Annotated in this window: 16 protein-coding genes; 13 read left to right on the forward strand and 3 right to left on the reverse strand. The window is 31.5% G+C overall.

What is annotated here, in order from left to right; genetic code table 11:
• Window positions 1–3: 3 nt before the first annotated feature.
• The 11 genes from BUA98_RS15600 (at window position 4) to BUA98_RS15650 (ending at window position 10,569) form a co-directional block, all read left to right on the forward strand.
• Window positions 4–1,116, forward strand: coding sequence for a glycosyltransferase family 4 protein (locus tag BUA98_RS15600; protein WP_072974017.1), 1,113 nt, complete (start codon window positions 4–6; stop codon window positions 1,114–1,116).
• Window positions 1,117–1,481: 365 nt separating this feature from the next.
• Complete coding sequence (locus BUA98_RS22645; RefSeq protein WP_396182126.1) at window positions 1,482–1,676, forward strand: acyltransferase; 195 nt, start codon at window positions 1,482–1,484, stop codon at window positions 1,674–1,676.
• The gene (locus tag BUA98_RS15610; protein ID WP_086065372.1) at window positions 1,669–2,499 is read left to right on the forward strand and encodes a glycosyltransferase family 2 protein; all 831 of its coding nucleotides are present in this window, start codon (window positions 1,669–1,671) and stop codon (window positions 2,497–2,499) included. Before BUA98_RS22645 ends, BUA98_RS15610 begins: the two co-directional genes overlap by 8 nt.
• Window positions 2,496–3,440 (forward strand): UDP-glucuronic acid decarboxylase family protein, encoded by a 945-nt coding sequence (locus BUA98_RS15615; protein ID WP_072974020.1) that lies wholly within the window; start codon window positions 2,496–2,498, stop codon window positions 3,438–3,440. Before BUA98_RS15610 ends, BUA98_RS15615 begins: the two co-directional genes overlap by 4 nt.
• Before the next feature lie 122 nt (window positions 3,441–3,562).
• A complete protein-coding gene (locus BUA98_RS15620; protein ID WP_072974022.1) occupies window positions 3,563–4,312 on the forward strand; it encodes a glycosyltransferase family 2 protein in 750 nt (249 codons plus the stop codon).
• 238 nt (window positions 4,313–4,550) lie between these two features.
• A complete protein-coding gene (locus BUA98_RS15625) occupies window positions 4,551–5,315 on the forward strand; it encodes a polysaccharide biosynthesis/export family protein (protein WP_072974024.1) in 765 nt (254 codons plus the stop codon).
• A gap of 89 nt (window positions 5,316–5,404) precedes the next feature.
• Window positions 5,405–7,744 carry a polysaccharide biosynthesis tyrosine autokinase gene (locus BUA98_RS15630; RefSeq protein ID WP_072974026.1) on the forward strand — a complete coding sequence of 780 codons (2,340 nt, stop codon included), beginning with the start codon at window positions 5,405–5,407 and terminating at the stop codon, window positions 7,742–7,744.
• 64 nt (window positions 7,745–7,808) lie between these two features.
• Window positions 7,809–8,240 carry a VanZ family protein gene (locus BUA98_RS15635; RefSeq protein ID WP_072974028.1) on the forward strand — a complete coding sequence of 144 codons (432 nt, stop codon included), beginning with the start codon at window positions 7,809–7,811 and terminating at the stop codon, window positions 8,238–8,240.
• Entirely contained in the window at window positions 8,210–9,610 is a 1,401-nt protein-coding gene (locus BUA98_RS15640) for an exopolysaccharide biosynthesis polyprenyl glycosylphosphotransferase (RefSeq protein WP_072974029.1), read from the forward strand. Before BUA98_RS15635 ends, BUA98_RS15640 begins: the two co-directional genes overlap by 31 nt.
• A gap of 18 nt (window positions 9,611–9,628) precedes the next feature.
• The gene (locus BUA98_RS15645; RefSeq protein WP_072974031.1) at window positions 9,629–9,829 is read left to right on the forward strand and encodes a hypothetical protein; all 201 of its coding nucleotides are present in this window, start codon (window positions 9,629–9,631) and stop codon (window positions 9,827–9,829) included.
• A gap of 308 nt (window positions 9,830–10,137) precedes the next feature.
• A complete protein-coding gene (locus BUA98_RS15650; RefSeq protein ID WP_072974033.1) occupies window positions 10,138–10,569 on the forward strand; it encodes a hypothetical protein in 432 nt (143 codons plus the stop codon).
• Between the two features lie 449 nt (window positions 10,570–11,018).
• Here the strand turns inward: BUA98_RS15650 and mnmE are convergent, their stop codons facing one another.
• Window positions 11,019–12,407: a tRNA uridine-5-carboxymethylaminomethyl(34) synthesis GTPase MnmE gene (gene mnmE, locus BUA98_RS15655; protein ID WP_072974034.1), complete on the reverse strand. Its 1,389-nt coding sequence runs from the start codon at window positions 12,405–12,407 to the stop codon at window positions 11,019–11,021.
• A 182-nt stretch (window positions 12,408–12,589) separates the two neighbouring features.
• Between mnmE and BUA98_RS15660 the strand changes: the two genes are divergently transcribed.
• Window positions 12,590–13,423, forward strand: a complete 834-nt coding sequence (locus BUA98_RS15660; protein ID WP_072974036.1) for a universal stress protein — start codon at window positions 12,590–12,592, stop codon at window positions 13,421–13,423.
• Window positions 13,424–13,490: 67 nt separating this feature from the next.
• Window positions 13,491–15,263, forward strand: coding sequence for a MutS-related protein (locus tag BUA98_RS15665; RefSeq protein WP_072974038.1), 1,773 nt, complete (start codon window positions 13,491–13,493; stop codon window positions 15,261–15,263).
• 220 nt (window positions 15,264–15,483) lie between these two features.
• Here the strand turns inward: BUA98_RS15665 and BUA98_RS15670 are convergent, their stop codons facing one another.
• Window positions 15,484–16,113: a DsbA family oxidoreductase gene (locus BUA98_RS15670; RefSeq protein WP_072974040.1), complete on the reverse strand. Its 630-nt coding sequence runs from the start codon at window positions 16,111–16,113 to the stop codon at window positions 15,484–15,486.
• Window positions 16,114–16,548: 435 nt separating this feature from the next.
• Entirely contained in the window at window positions 16,549–17,667 is a 1,119-nt protein-coding gene (gene dnaN / locus BUA98_RS15675; protein WP_026984000.1) for a DNA polymerase III subunit beta, read from the reverse strand.
• Between the last annotated feature and the right edge of the window lie 101 nt (window positions 17,668–17,768).

The raw sequence follows: 17,768 nt of genomic DNA on the forward strand, positions 1-17,768 counted from the left end.
ACGATGAAAATAACAATAGTTCAGGGCGCTTTTTTTCCTGTGCCTCCATTAATGGGTGGAGCTGTTGAAAAAATGTGGTACGGTTTAGCAAAAGAATTTGTTAGTAGGGGGCATGAAGTAAATTACATATCAAAATCATATGAAGGATTTTCAAATGTTGAAAACGAAGGAGGAATTGATCATATTCGAGTCAAAGGCTACAAAGTACCATCTTCTGGTATTGTCTTAAAGATTTTAGACTTATTTTATACTTTAAAAGCTGTTCGAAAAATTGCAGCTAATACAGATATTATAATTTCGAATACTTTTTGGCTCCCCATTATTTTGCCATTGAAACAAAAGAAAAAGTGCATGATTGATGTGGCAAGAATGCCAAAGGGGCAAATGAAATTTTATACAAAAAATGCACGCTTAAGAGCCAATTCTACCCCTGTGGCAAAAGCGATTAAAGACGAAATTAAGACCGAATATTTTGATAAGGTCGTTATGATACCTAATACATTGCCTTATAGGAACACAACAACTATTGATTTTTCAAAAAAACAGAAAATAATATTATATACGGGGAGAATCCATCCTGAAAAAGGCTTAGATATTTTAATAAAATCTTTTGCCTCTCTTAACACAAAAGATTGGCAATTACTTATTGTAGGTCCTTATTCTACAGCAACAGGAGGAGGAGGGCAAGCTTATCTGGATGAACTAAAACAATTAGCGCAAAATAGCAATGTGAGATTTTTGGAACCTATTTTCGATATTGATAAATTAAATATAATTTATTCAAAAGCCTCAGTATTCGTTTATCCTTCTATAGCTGAAAAAGGTGAGACATTTGGAGTTTCGCCGTTAGAAGCTATGAGTTGGGGATGTGCTACAATAGTTTCAAATTTAGAATGTTTCAAAGATTTTTTAATTCATAATAAAAATGGTTTGTGCTTCGACCATCGGGTAGAAAGAAGAGTTGAAATTTTGAATCAATACCTCAAAGATTTAATAACTAATCCAAAATTACTTAATGACTTGGCAGTAGCAGGCCTGATGGTAAACGAGACACACTCAAATGAAAAATTAGCAATAGAATTCTTAGATGAATTTGAGTCTATGAAAATCAAATAAAATTAAGAATGAAACAACAGCACTCTCAGAATTCACCATACGATTCACCATGGTCTGTCTCGCAACGCATTAAAATGATAATATGGGAATATGTTTGGTTATTATTCTGTAGTTGGACTCCAAAACCCGCTAATGCTTGGAGGCTATTTTGGCTTAAATTATTTGGTTGTAAAATTTATGGAAAACCATTTGTGCATCAAAGAGCAAGAATTCAAATTCCATGGAATCTCATTTTGCACGATCACGCTTGCCTCGGCGATCGGGCCAATGCTTATACGTTGGGAGTTATAGAAATATTTGAGCACGCAACAGTAGGGCAGGAAGTATATCTGTGTACTGGTACCCATGCCTTTAATGAACCTGCTATGAATTTAATTACCAGTAAAATTATAATAGAAAGAAATGTTTTTATTGGGGTAAGAGCCATTATAATGCCGGGTATAATAGTAGGAGAAAATGCTATTATAGGTGCAGGAAGTTTAGTTACTAAAAATGTCGAGAAAAATACCATAGTAGGAGGAAATCCTGCCAAACTTATAAAACCTAGAAGCTTTGAATAAAATTCCAATTTCTGTAATCGTTTCTGTAAAAAACGAAGCTTTGAATTTACCATCTTGTCTGGATAAATTAAAGCGTTTTGATCAAATAATTGTAGTTGATTCTTGTAGTACTGATGATACTCCGATTATTGCGAAGGCTATGGGAGCCGAAGTACTGCAATTTCAATGGAATGGGAAATTTCCAAAAAAACGCAATTGGGCACTTCAGAATGCAGACCTTCATCACGAATGGATTTTGTTTTTAGACGCTGACGAATTTGTTTCTGACGAATTTGTAACAGAAGTCGGTATCAAAACCCAGGATCCCAATTATAATGGTTTCACAATACGTTTTGAAAATTATTTTATGGGAAGGAAACTCAAATATGGATATGGATTCCAAAAATCGGCTCTTTTCAAAAAATCAAAAGGTGCCTATGAAAAAATCGATGAAGATTTATGGAGCCATTTAGATATGGAAGTACACGAGCACCCTATTATACAGGGTAAAGTTGGGGTTATTAAATCGAAAGTTATTCATAAAGATTTTAAAAATTTAGAACATTATATTTCTAAGCACAATGCTTATTCTACCTGGGAGGCACAAAGATATTTGCAGTTAAAGCAAACCAAAAACACCCTTTTATCTTTCAATCAAAAAATTAAGTACAGTCTTATTAATACAGGATTACTTCCTGCCGTCTATTTTTTTGGAGCGTACTTTTTAAAATTTGGCTTTTTAGACGGTAAGGAGGGATTTTATCTGGCACGTTTTAAGTCACATTACTTTTTTCAAATTCAAACTAAAATTGATTCATTCAAAAATAATATCGAATTAAAATGAAAAGAATATTGATAACCGGTGGAGCTGGATTTGTAGGTTCGCATTTGTGTAAAAGATTATTGAATGAAGGAAATGAAGTGATTTGTCTGGATAATTACTTTACAGGAACCAAATCTAATATAATTGAACTGTTAGATAACCCTTATTTTGAAATGGTAAGACACGACATAACAGAGTCTTATTATGCTGAGGTTGATGAGATTTATAATCTGGCTTGTCCGGCATCTCCAGTTCATTACCAATATAATCCGATAAAAACAATCAAAACTTCTGTAATGGGTGCCATCAATGTTTTGGGATTAGCCAAACGTGTTAATGCTAAAGTATTACAGGCTAGTACAAGTGAAGTATATGGTGATCCGTTGGTTCACCCTCAAACCGAAAGCTATTGGGGACATGTTAACCCAATAGGTATTCGTTCCTGCTACGACGAAGGAAAACGATGTGCAGAAACTTTATTTATGGATTATCACAATCAGAATAAAGTTGCCATTAAAATCATTAGAATATTTAATACGTACGGTCCTAATATGAATCCGGCAGATGGGAGAGTGGTTTCGAATTTCATTGTACAGGCTCTTCAGGGAAAAGATATTACCATTTTTGGAGATGGTTTGCAAACACGTTCATTTCAATACGTTGATGATTTAGTTGAAGGCATGATCCGTATGATGGGATCCGAATCTTCATTTCTGGGCCCCGTAAATTTAGGTAATCCTAACGAATTTACGATGCTCGATCTGGCACAGGCAATTATTGAATTAACAGGTTCCAAATCGAAAATTATCCATTTTGATTTGCCGCAAGATGATCCCAAACAAAGGCAGCCAGACATTTCTTTAGCAAATAATATGCTTAATGGCTGGGAACCAAAAATACAATTGCGAGAAGGCCTGATTACTACCATCAGCTATTTTGACAAGCTATTAGTAAAACTATAACCAACCTCTTTTTTTTACAAATAATACAATTTAATTCTCCTTTTTTTTCCTCAGTTTTTACTGAAGGATCAGGTTTTTATACGCTAAAAAGTCAGTTAGTATTAATCTTAAAATTTATTATTATGAGAATAACTATTATAACCGTATGTTTCAATAGAAAAGCTACTATCGAAAAAGCTATCAAAAGTGTATTGGAACAAAATTATCATGATATTGAATACATTATCATTGATGGCAATTCTACAGATGGTACAAAAGAAATTATTGAATCTTACAGAGACAAAATATGCAAATTTGTCTCAGAACCTGATAGTGGAATGTATGATGCAATAAACAAAGGGCTCAAATTGGCAACAGGAGATGTTATTGGTTTGATGCATTCTGATGATGAATTTTATGATAAAAAAGCCGTTGGAAGAATTGCAGCTCGTTTTAATGCTGATCCTGGTATTGATGGTGTTTATGGCGATGGTGTTTATGTTTCGAACGATAAGGACGAGCGTCTGATTCGCGATCGGATAGGAGGTGTCTTTAGTCTCAAGAAAATTAAAGAAGGTTGGTTGCCTTTGCATCCTACTGTCTACCTAAAGAAAACAATAATAGATAATAATGGTGCTTATAACCTTGACTTTAAAATAGCATCTGATACTGAATTCTTACTTCGTTATTTGTATAAATATAAAATTAAGATGAGTTATATCGATTCTTATATCGTTAGAATGAGAATGGGGGGTATGAGTACTAGTTTTAAAACTGCATTTGAAGTTTTATACGAAGACTATAAAATTTATAAATTTCATGGTTTAGCTGCAATTCTGGCTGTTTTTCTTAAAAAAACTATTGCTTTAAGACAATACATGCTGCATTTATAAAAGATCAAAACTTAATCTGCCTACTTTTTTTTGATAACATAAATCACCAGTAAAAAACCGATTTAACAGCAGGCTTCGCCAAATAAATTAAATAAAAACCAGTAATTATAACCAGGAAATGAAAACTTTTTTAGTTAATGAGAACATTCTGAATAAGAATATTTTCAGTATTAAATTAGTTTTCATTTTAATTGATTAAAATCTGGACTACATAAATATTAATATATATACAGTTAAAATGAAGAAAATTTTCCTTTCGATTATTTTATTGCTTTTCTTGATGCTTCAGTCTTGTACAACCAAAAAAAATATGTTGTATTTACAAGATTTAGATAACTATGCGAATTCGAATTTAAATTATACATCGAGTAAAATACAACCGAACGATATTTTAAAAGTTGAAGTTGGTGATCTTAACCCTTTAGTAGCCGCGCCTTTCAATATAAACACGACTTCGACTTCACAAACATCAGTTGAAATGATGAGGCTATCAGGCTATTTAGTGACTCCTCAGGGGAATATCACGATGCCGATATTAAACGAAATTAAAGTAGGTGGTTTAACACCGGCCAACGCAGAGATAAAAATAAAAGAGCGCCTTGTAAATGAAGGTTATTTAGTAAATCCTACAGTGCAGGTTCGCGTCCTCAATAATAAATTTACCATTTTGGGAGAAGTAAATGCGCCAGGTGTAATATCTTTTAGTGAAGAGTCTATTAGCTTACTTGATGCAATAGGACTGGCAAAAGATTTAACTTATTCAGCCATTCGAAAAGATGTAAAACTTATTCGGGAACAAGATGGAAAACGTTTGGTTTACCACATTGATTTAACTACGGCTGCGTGGATGTCTAATCCAAACTTCCGAATAAGACAAAACGATGTTATTGTGGTAACACCTAATAAACTAAAAGTAAATAGCGGTGGATTAATCAAAGATCCAATACAATTGCTGGCTATATCTGCCTCTATCTTAACAGTTATTCTTTTGCTGACAGATTAATATTAATCAAGAAGAGAATTTATAGACTTCTAGTATTCAATTTATGCAATGCTTATTAATAATACTACTACCATTCTAATTAAATAATTATGGATTTGAAAAAAGAATTTTTAAAGTATTTACAGTATTGGCCTTGGTTTTTGCTAAGCTTAATTTTATGTGTAGGTGCCGCTTTTATTTTCATCAAAATAGTACCACCAACATACCAAACTTCAGCTTTGATCTTTATAGATAAAAAACAAGAAGACAAAACAAAAATAATTACCATCACTACGAATCAAAAAAATGATGATGATAATGTAGAGGAAGAAATCCGTCTAATTACCTCCAATGAATTTTTGATGGATGTAGTAAAAAATGTGAATTTAAATATTAGCTATTTTGAAAAAGTATATACTATCCAAAATAATAATGTAAATGAAGTTCCCTTCATTTTGAAATTTACGGTTTCTAATGATTCGTTACCACAAGTTTCTTATGATATTAAAGTAAATAAAGAAGGATTTACCATTACAGATCCTGATACCGAAGAAAAGTATAACGTTAAAGGATACAAAGGAGATCAGATCATCAAAGGTTTACCATTTAAAATTCAGTTATCGCAAAAAGCGAAGAAAAATCCAGCCTATTATTTCGAAAACGAATATAAAGTGAGTCTTGAACCTACAGCTATTGCTTTAAAAAATCTAAAGTCATCGCTTATTGTTTTATCTGATGAAAAATCAAAAGGAACAATAGAATTAAATCACACAGGCACAAGTCCTGTACTTTCTAGAAAAATATTAAATGAAATTATCGTTTTGCTCGATAAAAATATTGTCATCAACAAGCAAAAATTATTTACAAATACAGTTTCTTACTTAAATCAAAGAATAAAAAGCTTCACTAAAGAAAAAGATTCTATTGAAAGTGTAAAAGAAAAATATTTGCAAAATAATGATATCGCGGTAATGGACAATTATGCTATCGAAAGAACCGCTGAGAGAAGCCAGAAAAAAGAAAGCTCTATGCTTAATGAAAAACAAATTACGCTTACTAGTTATGCTATTAGTGATATTAAGAGATCTGGTGCTACCCAAACTTTAGGTACAGATTATAATTTAGAATCACCGATAGTTAATCAAATGCTTTTAAATTATAATGCAAAACTTCTTGAGAGCGAAGTAATCCTGGAAAGAGCACAAAAAAACAATCCTGCCTACATTACGTTAATAACCCAATTAACTAGTCAAAAACAGCAGATATTAAATACTTTAGAAGGCTATCTAAACTTTTTGAATCAAAACAATAGAGTTAACAAATCAGAAGAAAGTATTGCTGAATCAAAGGTCAAAAACATTCCAACTCAAGATAAAGTATTGGGCAATATCAATAGTGATCTTAGCATGAAAGAAGAAACTTATGTGGCCTTATTGCAAAAAAAAGAAGAAGCTGTTTTGAATGGTGCGATATTAGAATCAAATTTAAGTACTTTAAATGCGCCGGAAACAAATTATTCGGCAATTTTTCCGCAGCCAAAATCATTTTTGCTTGGTGCTTTTATGTTTGGTTTACTTTTTCCTTTTGGATTCATATATCTTCGTTTAGTGCTAGATACCAAAATACACAATGAAGACGATATTCAGAAAATAATGATCAATGTTCCTATTTTGGGTTACATTCCTAAAGTAGATCATGCTGAAAAACTTGACAACACAGCTACTTCGCGATCTATAATAGCAGAAGCAACCCGTACCGTGGTTTCAAATATATCTTATCTACTACCCAAAAAAGAAGAAGATAAAGGAAGAGTAATATTGTTTACATCTTCTATTCAGGGAGAAGGAAAATCCTTTAGTGCATTTCATAATGCTATAACAGTCAGTAATCTTAATAAAAAAGTATTGCTAATTGGTGTCGATTTAAGAAATCCTCAATTGCACGATTATTTTAAAGTGGATAAAAACCAATTAGGACTCACAAATTTTCTGGCTAATAAAAGTGACGACTGGAAAGGATTCTTGCAAAAAGATACCAGATTTTCTAAAAACCTTGACATTTTATTCGCAGGAGAAGCTCCTCCTAATCCTTCACAATTAATCACCAATTCTAATTTTGAATCCTTAATCGACGAGGCGAAAAAACTTTATGATTTTATAATACTCGATACTGCGCCCGTGCAAATAGTATCAGACACACTCAATTTTAGTCATTTAGCTGATGTTACAGTATTTGTAGTAAAATATGATTTTACAGATAAAAGTAATTTAGTTCATGTAAATAACTTTATTAAGAAGGAGCAATTAAAAAATGTTGGCATTCTTATAAACGGAGTAAATATGAAAACTGCATATGGATACGGCTACGGATTAAACTATGGATATCAGTATCAGGAGGCAAAAATAAAACGACCTTGGTATAAAAGAGGCCTTATTATAAAAGAAGCCTAATAAAATAGCTGGCTTGACAAATTCAGATCAAACAAAAAAAAATATTAACATTAAATGATAAAAGATGATTCAAAAAATACTTCTATTGATACTGCTTTTAATTATTGGTGTCGTTTTTTATTTTTCCTGGCTGCCTGATCCCGGTTTTAGAAGCGAAACATATTTACCAAACTGGCTTTTGAATTGGAGTAATCATTACTATAATTTGCGTACTGCTATTCCTTTTTTAGCTGTTGGTTTTTTGCTCGAAGCATATGCGCAGTATAAGAGTTCAAATGAATTAAATCGTGCTAAAAATTTCAATTTTATACAAAATATAGGTGTCGCGGCAATAATCGTTTGTATAGCTGAGGGCGGCCAGTACATAATTCATAAAAGAAGTCCTGATTTAATGGATGTTTTTTACGGAATTATAGGAAGTATAATAGGTGCAATAGGTTACAATTTATTAAAAAAGATTCAGAAATGCGAAACAGACATAAATTTACGTTCATAATTTGCTGTGCTATTGCAGACATGATTGCTATGGTATTTGGTACCATACTGTTTTTGAATTTTGCAAGTGAAGAGAAGATAGGGTGGAATGCCTTATTTCTGAATAAGATGATTCCAATTACAATTTTAAGTTGGCTATTCTCTGTTACTTATTTTCAATTATATAAAGTAAATGTTCTTTTCAGTTTAGAAAGTTTTTTTCGCAATAGCTGGCGTGCTTTCTTTACGCAAAGAATTTTGTGGCATAGTTACATCTTTATTTTTCAGGATAATGTTTTGTATTTTTTTAGTAGCAGAGCAAATTTATTTCAAATAAGCTTTTTACTGTTTTATTTTTTATTGTCCCGAATTCTATTTACTGTAGTTATAGGACAAATTAAAGGCTGGGTTTTCAGGCGTTATACCGTCGCTATATGGGGGTTTAACAAAACCAGTATAGAATTGGCATCTCATTTAGAGAGTAATTCTTTTTTTATTGATTTCCTGGGTATTCTCAACGAAAATTCTTCTGCAGAATATACAAACAATAAAGATTTTAGTGAAGCGCTATCGGAAGCAATTGATAACGCTTCTAAAGATAACATCAATGAATTATACATTGTGTCAAAGCCTGATTTTATCTCAGATTTGAATTATTTCTTCGAGCTTGGAGATAAACATTGTATGCGTTTAAAATTTGTTCCTGATTTTTCATCGATCTCAAAAAAGCATTTTAATTCCAGCCATTTAAATAATTTCCATGTTATAAAACCACGTTTTGAGCCCTTGCAAAATGCCTACAATCGGTTAATTAAGAGAATATTTGATATTGTTTTCAGTATGCTTGTTATTATTTTCATTTTGTCCTGGCTTTATCCTTTGATAGCCATACTTATCAAGAGGCAAAGTAAAGGGCCTGTTTTATTCAAACAAATGCGAACGGGTAAAAAAAATGAACATTTTTGGTGTTACAAATTTCGAAGCATGTATGTAAATATGGGTGATGAAAGTGAACAAGCAAAAAGAGAAGATTCCCGTATCACGCCAATTGGGAAATTTCTCCGTCGTACGAGTTTAGACGAAATGCCTCAATTTTTTAATGTTCTGATGGGAAAAATGAGTATTGTAGGACCACGCCCCCATATGATCAAACATACATCAGACTACAATGGTCATATTAATAATTTTATGGTTCGCCATTTTGTCAAGCCCGGAATTACAGGTTTGGCTCAGGTATCGGGACTTAGAGGAGAAACCAAAAAAGTGTCCGACATGAAACGCCGGGTTACTACAGACATACAATATGTACAGGGGTGGAGTTTAATCACTGATATTAAAATTTGCTTATTAACAGTTATTGTAACCTTGAAAGGAGATAAAAATGCTTTTTAACTAAAAAAAATAGAAATTATGGATATTACAAATTACTTTGTTGGTTTACTTACAGGAGTTTCTGTAACAACCTTTTTTATTGGAAAAGAATGGTATAAATATTATACGAAATACACTATTCAACAAAAACAGTTGGATCGTGTTTTGAAACTGAATGATAAAATTAAAAAAATTAAAAATTTGGGTTCGACAGGAACTTCGAACCTTAATGTTGGTTAGTATGATTTTCGCAGTCTGTTTTTTCAAGAATGTTTGTACAAAGTTCAACCCTAATAAGTTATATTTTTTTGTGAAGTGAAATAGTATTGGCTTTTTTAATTTTTTTTAAATTAATGATAGTTTGCAGTCAAAAGTTCCGCAGAATTTATAATTGACCTTGAAAATAATTTTTCCTTTGTTCTAAATATGTCTTTAAATTACCTTGAAATATAAAAAAGAGCATCCTTTTTACATTTCAAGGTAATTTTCTGTGATTGTGTAATTAGGATGTAAATTATTATAAGAAAGACAAATATCAATTCATAAAGATGATAAAAAAAAGAGTTTTAGTTCGGGATAATAAAGGCGTTTTTTTAAGAATGTTTAAAAGAAAGTTTAAAGATGAATTTGAATTTTCTGAGGATTCTTTTTTACTGCAAAATGAAGACAAACTGAATAAATTTGATTATTCGGTATTTGTAGTATATGACTATTCAGAGCTAGTAGAATTTTTCGAATTAGATAGTGTTAGAACAAATTTTACGGTTTGCTTATTTAGTAAACATCTTTATAATAGTTTATCATTGATAGAAGAAATTAAAGACTTAATTTTGATAGATGCCTCAAAAAATAAGACAGAACTTTTTGAAGATTTGAAATTGTATTTTAAAAAATCTTCAGGATCTGTAAAAATCGTAAACTTTGAGATACCTAAAATGAAGCTGGATATACTTCAAAAAGCATTGTTTTATTTAACATAATTTAACTGTCGATAATCATTCTTTAAAATTTAGAATGCTCTTGAAGTGATTTATACCTGAGCTAAGACTAAAGCATATGTTTTTTAAAATCATTTTTCTAAAATGGAGGAAAAAAACAAGACGTTTTTATAACCTCAAGCACTGATAAAAAATCAAAATTTTAAGATCAATCATAAAAATTGAAATGCAAAAAAAATCTATTAGAAATAATAGATTTTTTTTTGATTATACTAAAAAGATCTAGATAGAATACAAGTAGAGCTTCCAACTTTTTTTAATGTTGTAATAGATTGTTTCCCTACTCTGATACCAATATAAATAAGTATAGTACCTTTTATAATATCATTAAGCCCGGGTATTCGATCAGTTTAGAATCCCAGCTACTCACGGAGTATATCACTCCATTTTTAACTCTTTTGTTTGTAGTTGCTATGCTTTATTTTGTTCTGCTATTTTCCAATACAGAAATTAGCAAAAATATTTCCAAGTAGTTCGTCATTAGAAACCTGACCGGTAATCAACCCAAATTGATATAAAGCTTCACGAATATCAAGTGCAATTAAGTCGCTTGAAAGATTGGTTTCAAGACCAAATTTTACTTTTTGTATTTCATCTAAAGCTTTTAGTAAAGAATCATAATGTCTTGTATTAGTTACAATTGTTTCATTATTTCTTAAAGCTCCTGTATTAACAAAAGAAAGCAACTGATTCTTTAATTCATCAACACCAATATTTTCTTTTGCGGAAAGCATTAAGATTTCAGGAATATCAGATTTTAAGTTTTCAATTTCAATTTCAGATAATTTATCTGATTTATTTCCTATAACAACTAATGGTTTTAGAGGAAATTGATTTTTGATTTTTTCGAGTTCTATTTTCAATTTCAAACCTGAAACCTTAAACTCTGAGCTATCAAACAAAAAGATCACCACCTGTGCCTGTTCTATTTTTTCAAAAGTTTTTTTGATTCCGATACTTTCTACGACATCTTTAGTTTCGCGGATTCCTGCTGTATCTATAAATCTAAAGCCGATTCCGCCAATTACTAATTCATCTTCAATAGTATCTCTTGTTGTTCCCGCAATGTCTGAGACAATAGCGCGCTCTTCATTTAATAAAGCATTTAACAAAGTCGATTTACCCACATTTGGCTCTCCAACAATCGCAACCGGAATACCATTTTTAATAACATTTCCAACAGCAAACGAGTCGATTAAACGTTTCAAAACAAATTCGATTCGGTTTAATAATTCGTGAAATTGTGTTCGGTCTGCAAATTCAACATCTTCTTCTGCAAAATCTAATTCCAGTTCAATTAGAGAGGCGAAATTCAAAAGTTCTTCACGTAGTTTGGCAATTTCATTACTAAAACCACCACGCATTTGTTGCATGGCAATTTGATGTGAAGCTTCATTGTCAGATGAAATCAAATCTGCTACGGCTTCTGCCTGTGATAAATCCAGCTTTCCATTTAAAAAAGCTCTTAAAGTAAACTCTCCTGCATCAGCCATTCTACAGCCTTTTCTCAATAATAACTGAATAATTTGCTGCTGAATATAAGTTGATCCATGACAAGAGATTTCGATAGTATCTTCACCTGTATAAGAGTTCGGTCCTTTAAAAACAGAAACCAACACTTCATCTAATGTTTTTGAATCATCTATTATATGACCTAAATGCAAAGTATGCGTTTTCTGCTTGGTTAAATCTTTGTTTTTGATGGATTTAAAAACCGAATTTCCAATAGTGATAGCCTCTGAACCTGAAATACGAATGATAGCAATAGCACCTGCTCCCGATGGAGTAGCCAATGCAACTATAGAATCTTGATTTATCATGGTGCAAAGGTATAAAAAAAGGCACAAAGTTCCGAAGGAGAAGTCCGGGAGTATATCTTGTTTTTAGTTTTTTTAATTGGTATTTTAAGAAATCATTAAATGTTAAATTACTGATAATTATCAGGTTGTTTTGTTTTTAGAATGATTAAATTTGAGAAAACAATACTTTAATCCTAAGCAAAATGAAAAAGATATTATTTCCCACAGATTTTTCGGAAGCAGCTACTAATGCATTTGTTCATGCGTTAGAATTTGCAAAAATTGTCAATGCCGAACTGGTTTTGTTGCACACATTTGAGATTCCGGTTTATGATAGTCAATTTTTTCCAGAAAATTATGCAGCGATTTACAGTTCCATAGAATTAGCTAAATTTGAGATGTTTAAGGATGAAATTCCTAAACTTAGAACTATTGCTATCGAACGAAACTTAGAGGATATAGTGATAAAACATCGTTTGATGGATGGAGATTTAATTTATAATTTAAAAAATGCCGTCGAGGAGGATAAGATTGATTTTGTTATTATGGGAACTTCGGGCGTTTCAGACTGGACTAAATTTTTTACGGGATCAAATACAAACTCAGTAATTTCTGAAGTTAAAGTTCCGGTTCTATGCATTCCTGTTACTGCAAAATTTCACAAAATAAAAATTATTGGTTTTACTACCCGTTATCGTGAAAAAGACAAAACAGAACTTCGTAAAGTGATTGAAATTGCCAATAAAACAAATGCTAAAGTAAAATGTTTATATGTTAAAACTTCTAATTCAGATGTTTCAAGCGCCACAATTAAAGAATGGGAAAATGAATTCAAGGGCGATCATGTTGAGTTTTTAGTATTGCCAAGCGATGAAGTTAAGGAAACTATTCTTGATTTTATTCTTTACAAAGACATTGATATTCTAACCACAATTACACATAAAAGATCTTTCTTTGAGAGTATCTTTGAATCTAGTTTTACTAAAAAAATTGCCAAAGAAGTTTCTGTTCCGGTTTTAGTAATGCATGAAACTTAAAATTCGAATTTTTTAAGATTGATTTTATGATGCAAAACTTATATTTGTATTTCATCAAATCAATACAATGAATTCATATCAAAATAAGGTTACACATTATTCAGAACTTTTTAGTAAAATCAATAAAAGATATAATAGCATAAGTTTACTGCGTTTATTAAGTGTTTTTCTGTGTTTGTTTCTGTTGTTTTATTACATCAAAACCGATGAAACGCTGTACGTAGTTTTCGCTTTTCTATCTTTTGTTGGTTTTCTTTTTTTAATGAGAATCCATTCTAAATTATCGTTTCAAAAACAACTTACCACAGCGCTTTTAAAAATCAATCAAAATGAAATTGCTTATCTGAAAAGAGAAAAGATTCCTTTTGAAAACGGAATTGAATTCAATGATTTCCATCATCCTTATGCTTACGATCTGGATATTTTTGGCGAACATTCTTTGTTTCAAAATTTGAATAGAACTGCTACTTATATTGGTAAAAAGACGTTAGCGAACGAATTGTTGACACAACTTCCAAATGAAGTAATTCTTGAAAATCAGGAAGCAATAGAGGAACTGAAATCTAAAATCGATTGGAGACACGATTTTCAGGCATTGGCTACAATTAGTAATGATTCAAAAGCTTCTTATGATTCTTTATTATATTGGAATTCATTTAAAAATAATACTTTACCTAAAGCTTTAGTTGTACTTTCTTTTGCTCTTCCAACTTTGTTTTTTGGAGTTTTAGCGAATTATTTTATTACATCGAAAACTATTTTATTATCCTATCTGAGTTATATTTTTATTGCCAATTTGATGGTCGTGGGAAGATCATTGAAAAGAATTCAGTCCGAAATTGCGAAGGCAGATAACGTTGATAAAATTATAAAGCAATACAGTTTATTGGTTCAGAAAATTGAAAGTGAAACTTTTCAATCAAAGAAATTAAAAGAATTACAGCAGCAGCTTATTTTTAAAAATGCCACGGCGAGTGTACATTTGAAACAATTGTCGGAGTTGTTTTCGAGAATGGATACGATTAGTAATTTAGTAGCTGCGACGTTATTTAACGGAACTTTTTTATTTAACCTTCACGTTTTAAAAGCACTTTTAAAATGGAAAGAAAATTATTCTGAAGAGTTTGAAAAATGGATTTCTATTATTGGAGAATTTGAAGCTTTAAACAGCTTGGCAAATTTGGCCTATAATAATCAGGATTTTGTTTTTCCTGAAATCAATTCAGAATATAAAATTGGATTCAAAAATCTAAGTCATCCACTATTGAATCCGGCAACGAGAGTAGGGAATGATGCTCACTTTTATCCTGAATCATTTATGATTTTGACAGGTTCTAATATGTCAGGAAAAAGTACTTTTTTAAGAAGTCTGGGAGTGAATATGGTTTTAGGTGGAATAGGTTCAGTAGTTTGTGCGTCAGAAGCTAATATACATCCACTTCCAGTTTTAGTTTCAATGCGATTATCTGATTCTCTAGCCGATAGCGAATCGTATTTCTTTGCTGAGATTAAGCGTTTAAAGCAAATTATGGATGCCTTAGAAGAGAAACCGGCCTTTGTTTTATTAGATGAAATTTTAAGAGGAACCAATTCTGATGATAAACGAAATGGAACGATTGAAGTAGTGAAAAAGATCATCGGTAAAAATGCAATTGGTGCTATTGCAACACACGATATTGAAGTTTGTCTAACAACAAATGAATATCCGGATATTTTAACCAATCAATGTTTTGAGGTAGAAATTAAAAATAATGAATTGCATTTTGATTACAAACTTCGTAATGGAATTTGTAAAAACAAAAGTGCTACATTTTTGATGCAGAAAATGGGAGTTATTTAGGATTTTAGAAAATAGAAAATAGAGAATAGATAATAGAATATAGAGAATAGATAATAGATTTGCCTTTGTGGATAATTTGCGTTTAGTTTTTCTTTTTTAGAAATGAAAAACTAAACGCAAATTATAACTCTTCTACTTAGCGCAGAGTAAAAAACTGTTCAAAAATCAAAATCTACATTCTGTGTTCTATTCTCTATATTATATTATCTAAAATCTAAAATTATTTCTGTACTTCTTTAATAGTATTCACAAATGCCTCTACCGGCTGAGCACCAGAAACAGCATATTTTCGATCAAAAACAAAAAATGGAACACCCTGCACACCAATTTCTTGAGCTTCTTTAATATCACCCTTTACATCACTTAAATAAAGGTTTTCATTTTCTAGGACTTTCTTTACTTCATTAGAATCTAATCCAACCAAGATTCCCAGTTCAATTAAAGTTTGAGCGTCATTTAGATCTTTTCCATCAGTGAAATAAGCTTTAAAGAAAATCTCTTCCATTTCATCGCCTAGTTTTTTAGCTTTCGCCAAATGGATAATACGATGTGCTGTTAGTGAATTCGAAATAATAGCTTTGTCAAAATGATAGTCCAGACCAACGCTTTTTGCGCGTTCTACTACACCTTTATGCATTTCTATAGATTGCTCAACTGAAATGCCTTTTCGTTCGGCTAAAAAAGTATAAACGTCTTTTCCGGATTGCGGTTCAATAGTTGGATCAAGTTGAAAGCTTTTCCACTCAATTTCAAAATCATTTCCAGGAAACTCCTCTAAAGCGGTTTCCAATTGTCTTTTTCCGATATAACAAAACGGACACATGATGTCCGACCAAATTTCTATTTTCATAATACAAAGTTATAAAAATTGTTTCAGGTTTTGTTTGTTTGCTTCGCCAATTCGGCTTTCAGCCTCGGGTCAGGTTTCAGGTTCTTTCTTTGAGCATATGTAACCGCAAAGTTCTCAAAGATCTTTATGCATAGGTTGATTTTAAATACACAAAGTACGCAAAGCTTTATAGTAATGCTTTGCGTACTTTACGTAAAACCTTTGCGAACTTTGCGGTTAAATATACACAAGCCTTAATCGTATTTCAACCTGAAACTTGAAACCTGAAACCTGAAACCTGAAACTAAGCTAAAATAAAAAACCGCAAATCTTTTAAAAAGAATTGCGGTTTCTAGGTATAAAAAATGGTTGGTTAATAGCGATATTTTTTTTTACAATGATATGTCTTTAATTCGAAACTAAAAAAAATCCCTGTAACAAAAAGAAGTTTTGATGTTAACTATTTAACATTACAGGCATTACCAACATAGTAACAGTTTCTCCTTCTTCTAAACCGTCAACCGGCGTTAGGATTCCAGCTCTGTTAGGCAATGACATCTCTAACATAATCATGTCAGATTGTAAGTTGGTCAACATTTCAGTTAAAAAACGTGAATTAAAACCAATTTGAAGATCATCTCCTTGATAATCACAAGTCAATCTTTCTTCTGCTTTGTTTGAGTAATCGATATCTTCTGCAGAAACATTTAATTCAGCACCAGCGATTTTTAAACGAATTTGGTGTGTAGTTTTGTTTGAGAAAATCGCAACACGCTTAACTGAACTTAAAAATAAAGAACGGTCAATCATTAATTTATTTGGATTCTCTTTTGGAATTACCGCTTCGTAATTTGGATATTTTCCATCAATCAAACGACACATTAAGATATAATTGTCAAATGAGAAAGTCGCATTTGAATCGTTGTATTCAATTTTTACTTCAGCGTCAGAACTTCCTAAAATACTTTTTAAGATATTCAAAGGTTTCTTTGGCATAATAAAATCAGCTACCTGAGATGCTTTTACATCTGTACGGGCATATTTTACTAATTTATGAGCATCAGTAGCAACAAAAGTCAAACCTTCTGGTGAAAACTGGAAGAAAACTCCAGACATTACCGGACGTAAATCATCATTTCCGGCAGCGAAAATAGTTTTGCTTACTGCAGTTGCCAAAACATCAGCAGGAACTAAAGTCACAGATGGATCTTCAAGATTTACAGATTTTGGAAATTCTTCTCCAGCAGCGTATGCCAATGCATATTTTCCTGAATTAGAGCTGATTTCAACTGTATTGTTGTCTTCAACTGTAAAAGTTAAAGGTTGTTCTGGAAATGTTTTTAAAATTTCAAGCAAAAGTTTTGCAGGCACAGCCACGCTTCCTTTACTTTTAGAATCGATTGATAATGTAGCCGACATTGTAGTTTCAAGATCTGAAGCCGAAACTGTCAACGCATCATTGTCTAGTTCAAATAAAAAGTTGTCTAAAATAGGCAACGTGTTGTTACTGTTAATTACACTACCTAAAACTTGTAATTGTTTTAATAAGTACGAACTCGATACTATAAATTTCATCTGTTTTGTTTTATTTTTTGATGTGTTTTTTAGCAATTAGAGGCTAAATATACGGATTACAAATATATCGTAAACTATCTTAGTTTCGCAATTTTTTTATT

It is taken from the genome of Flavobacterium saccharophilum, assembly GCF_900142735.1.
Taxonomy (GTDB): Bacteria; Bacteroidota; Bacteroidia; order Flavobacteriales; family Flavobacteriaceae; genus Flavobacterium; species Flavobacterium saccharophilum.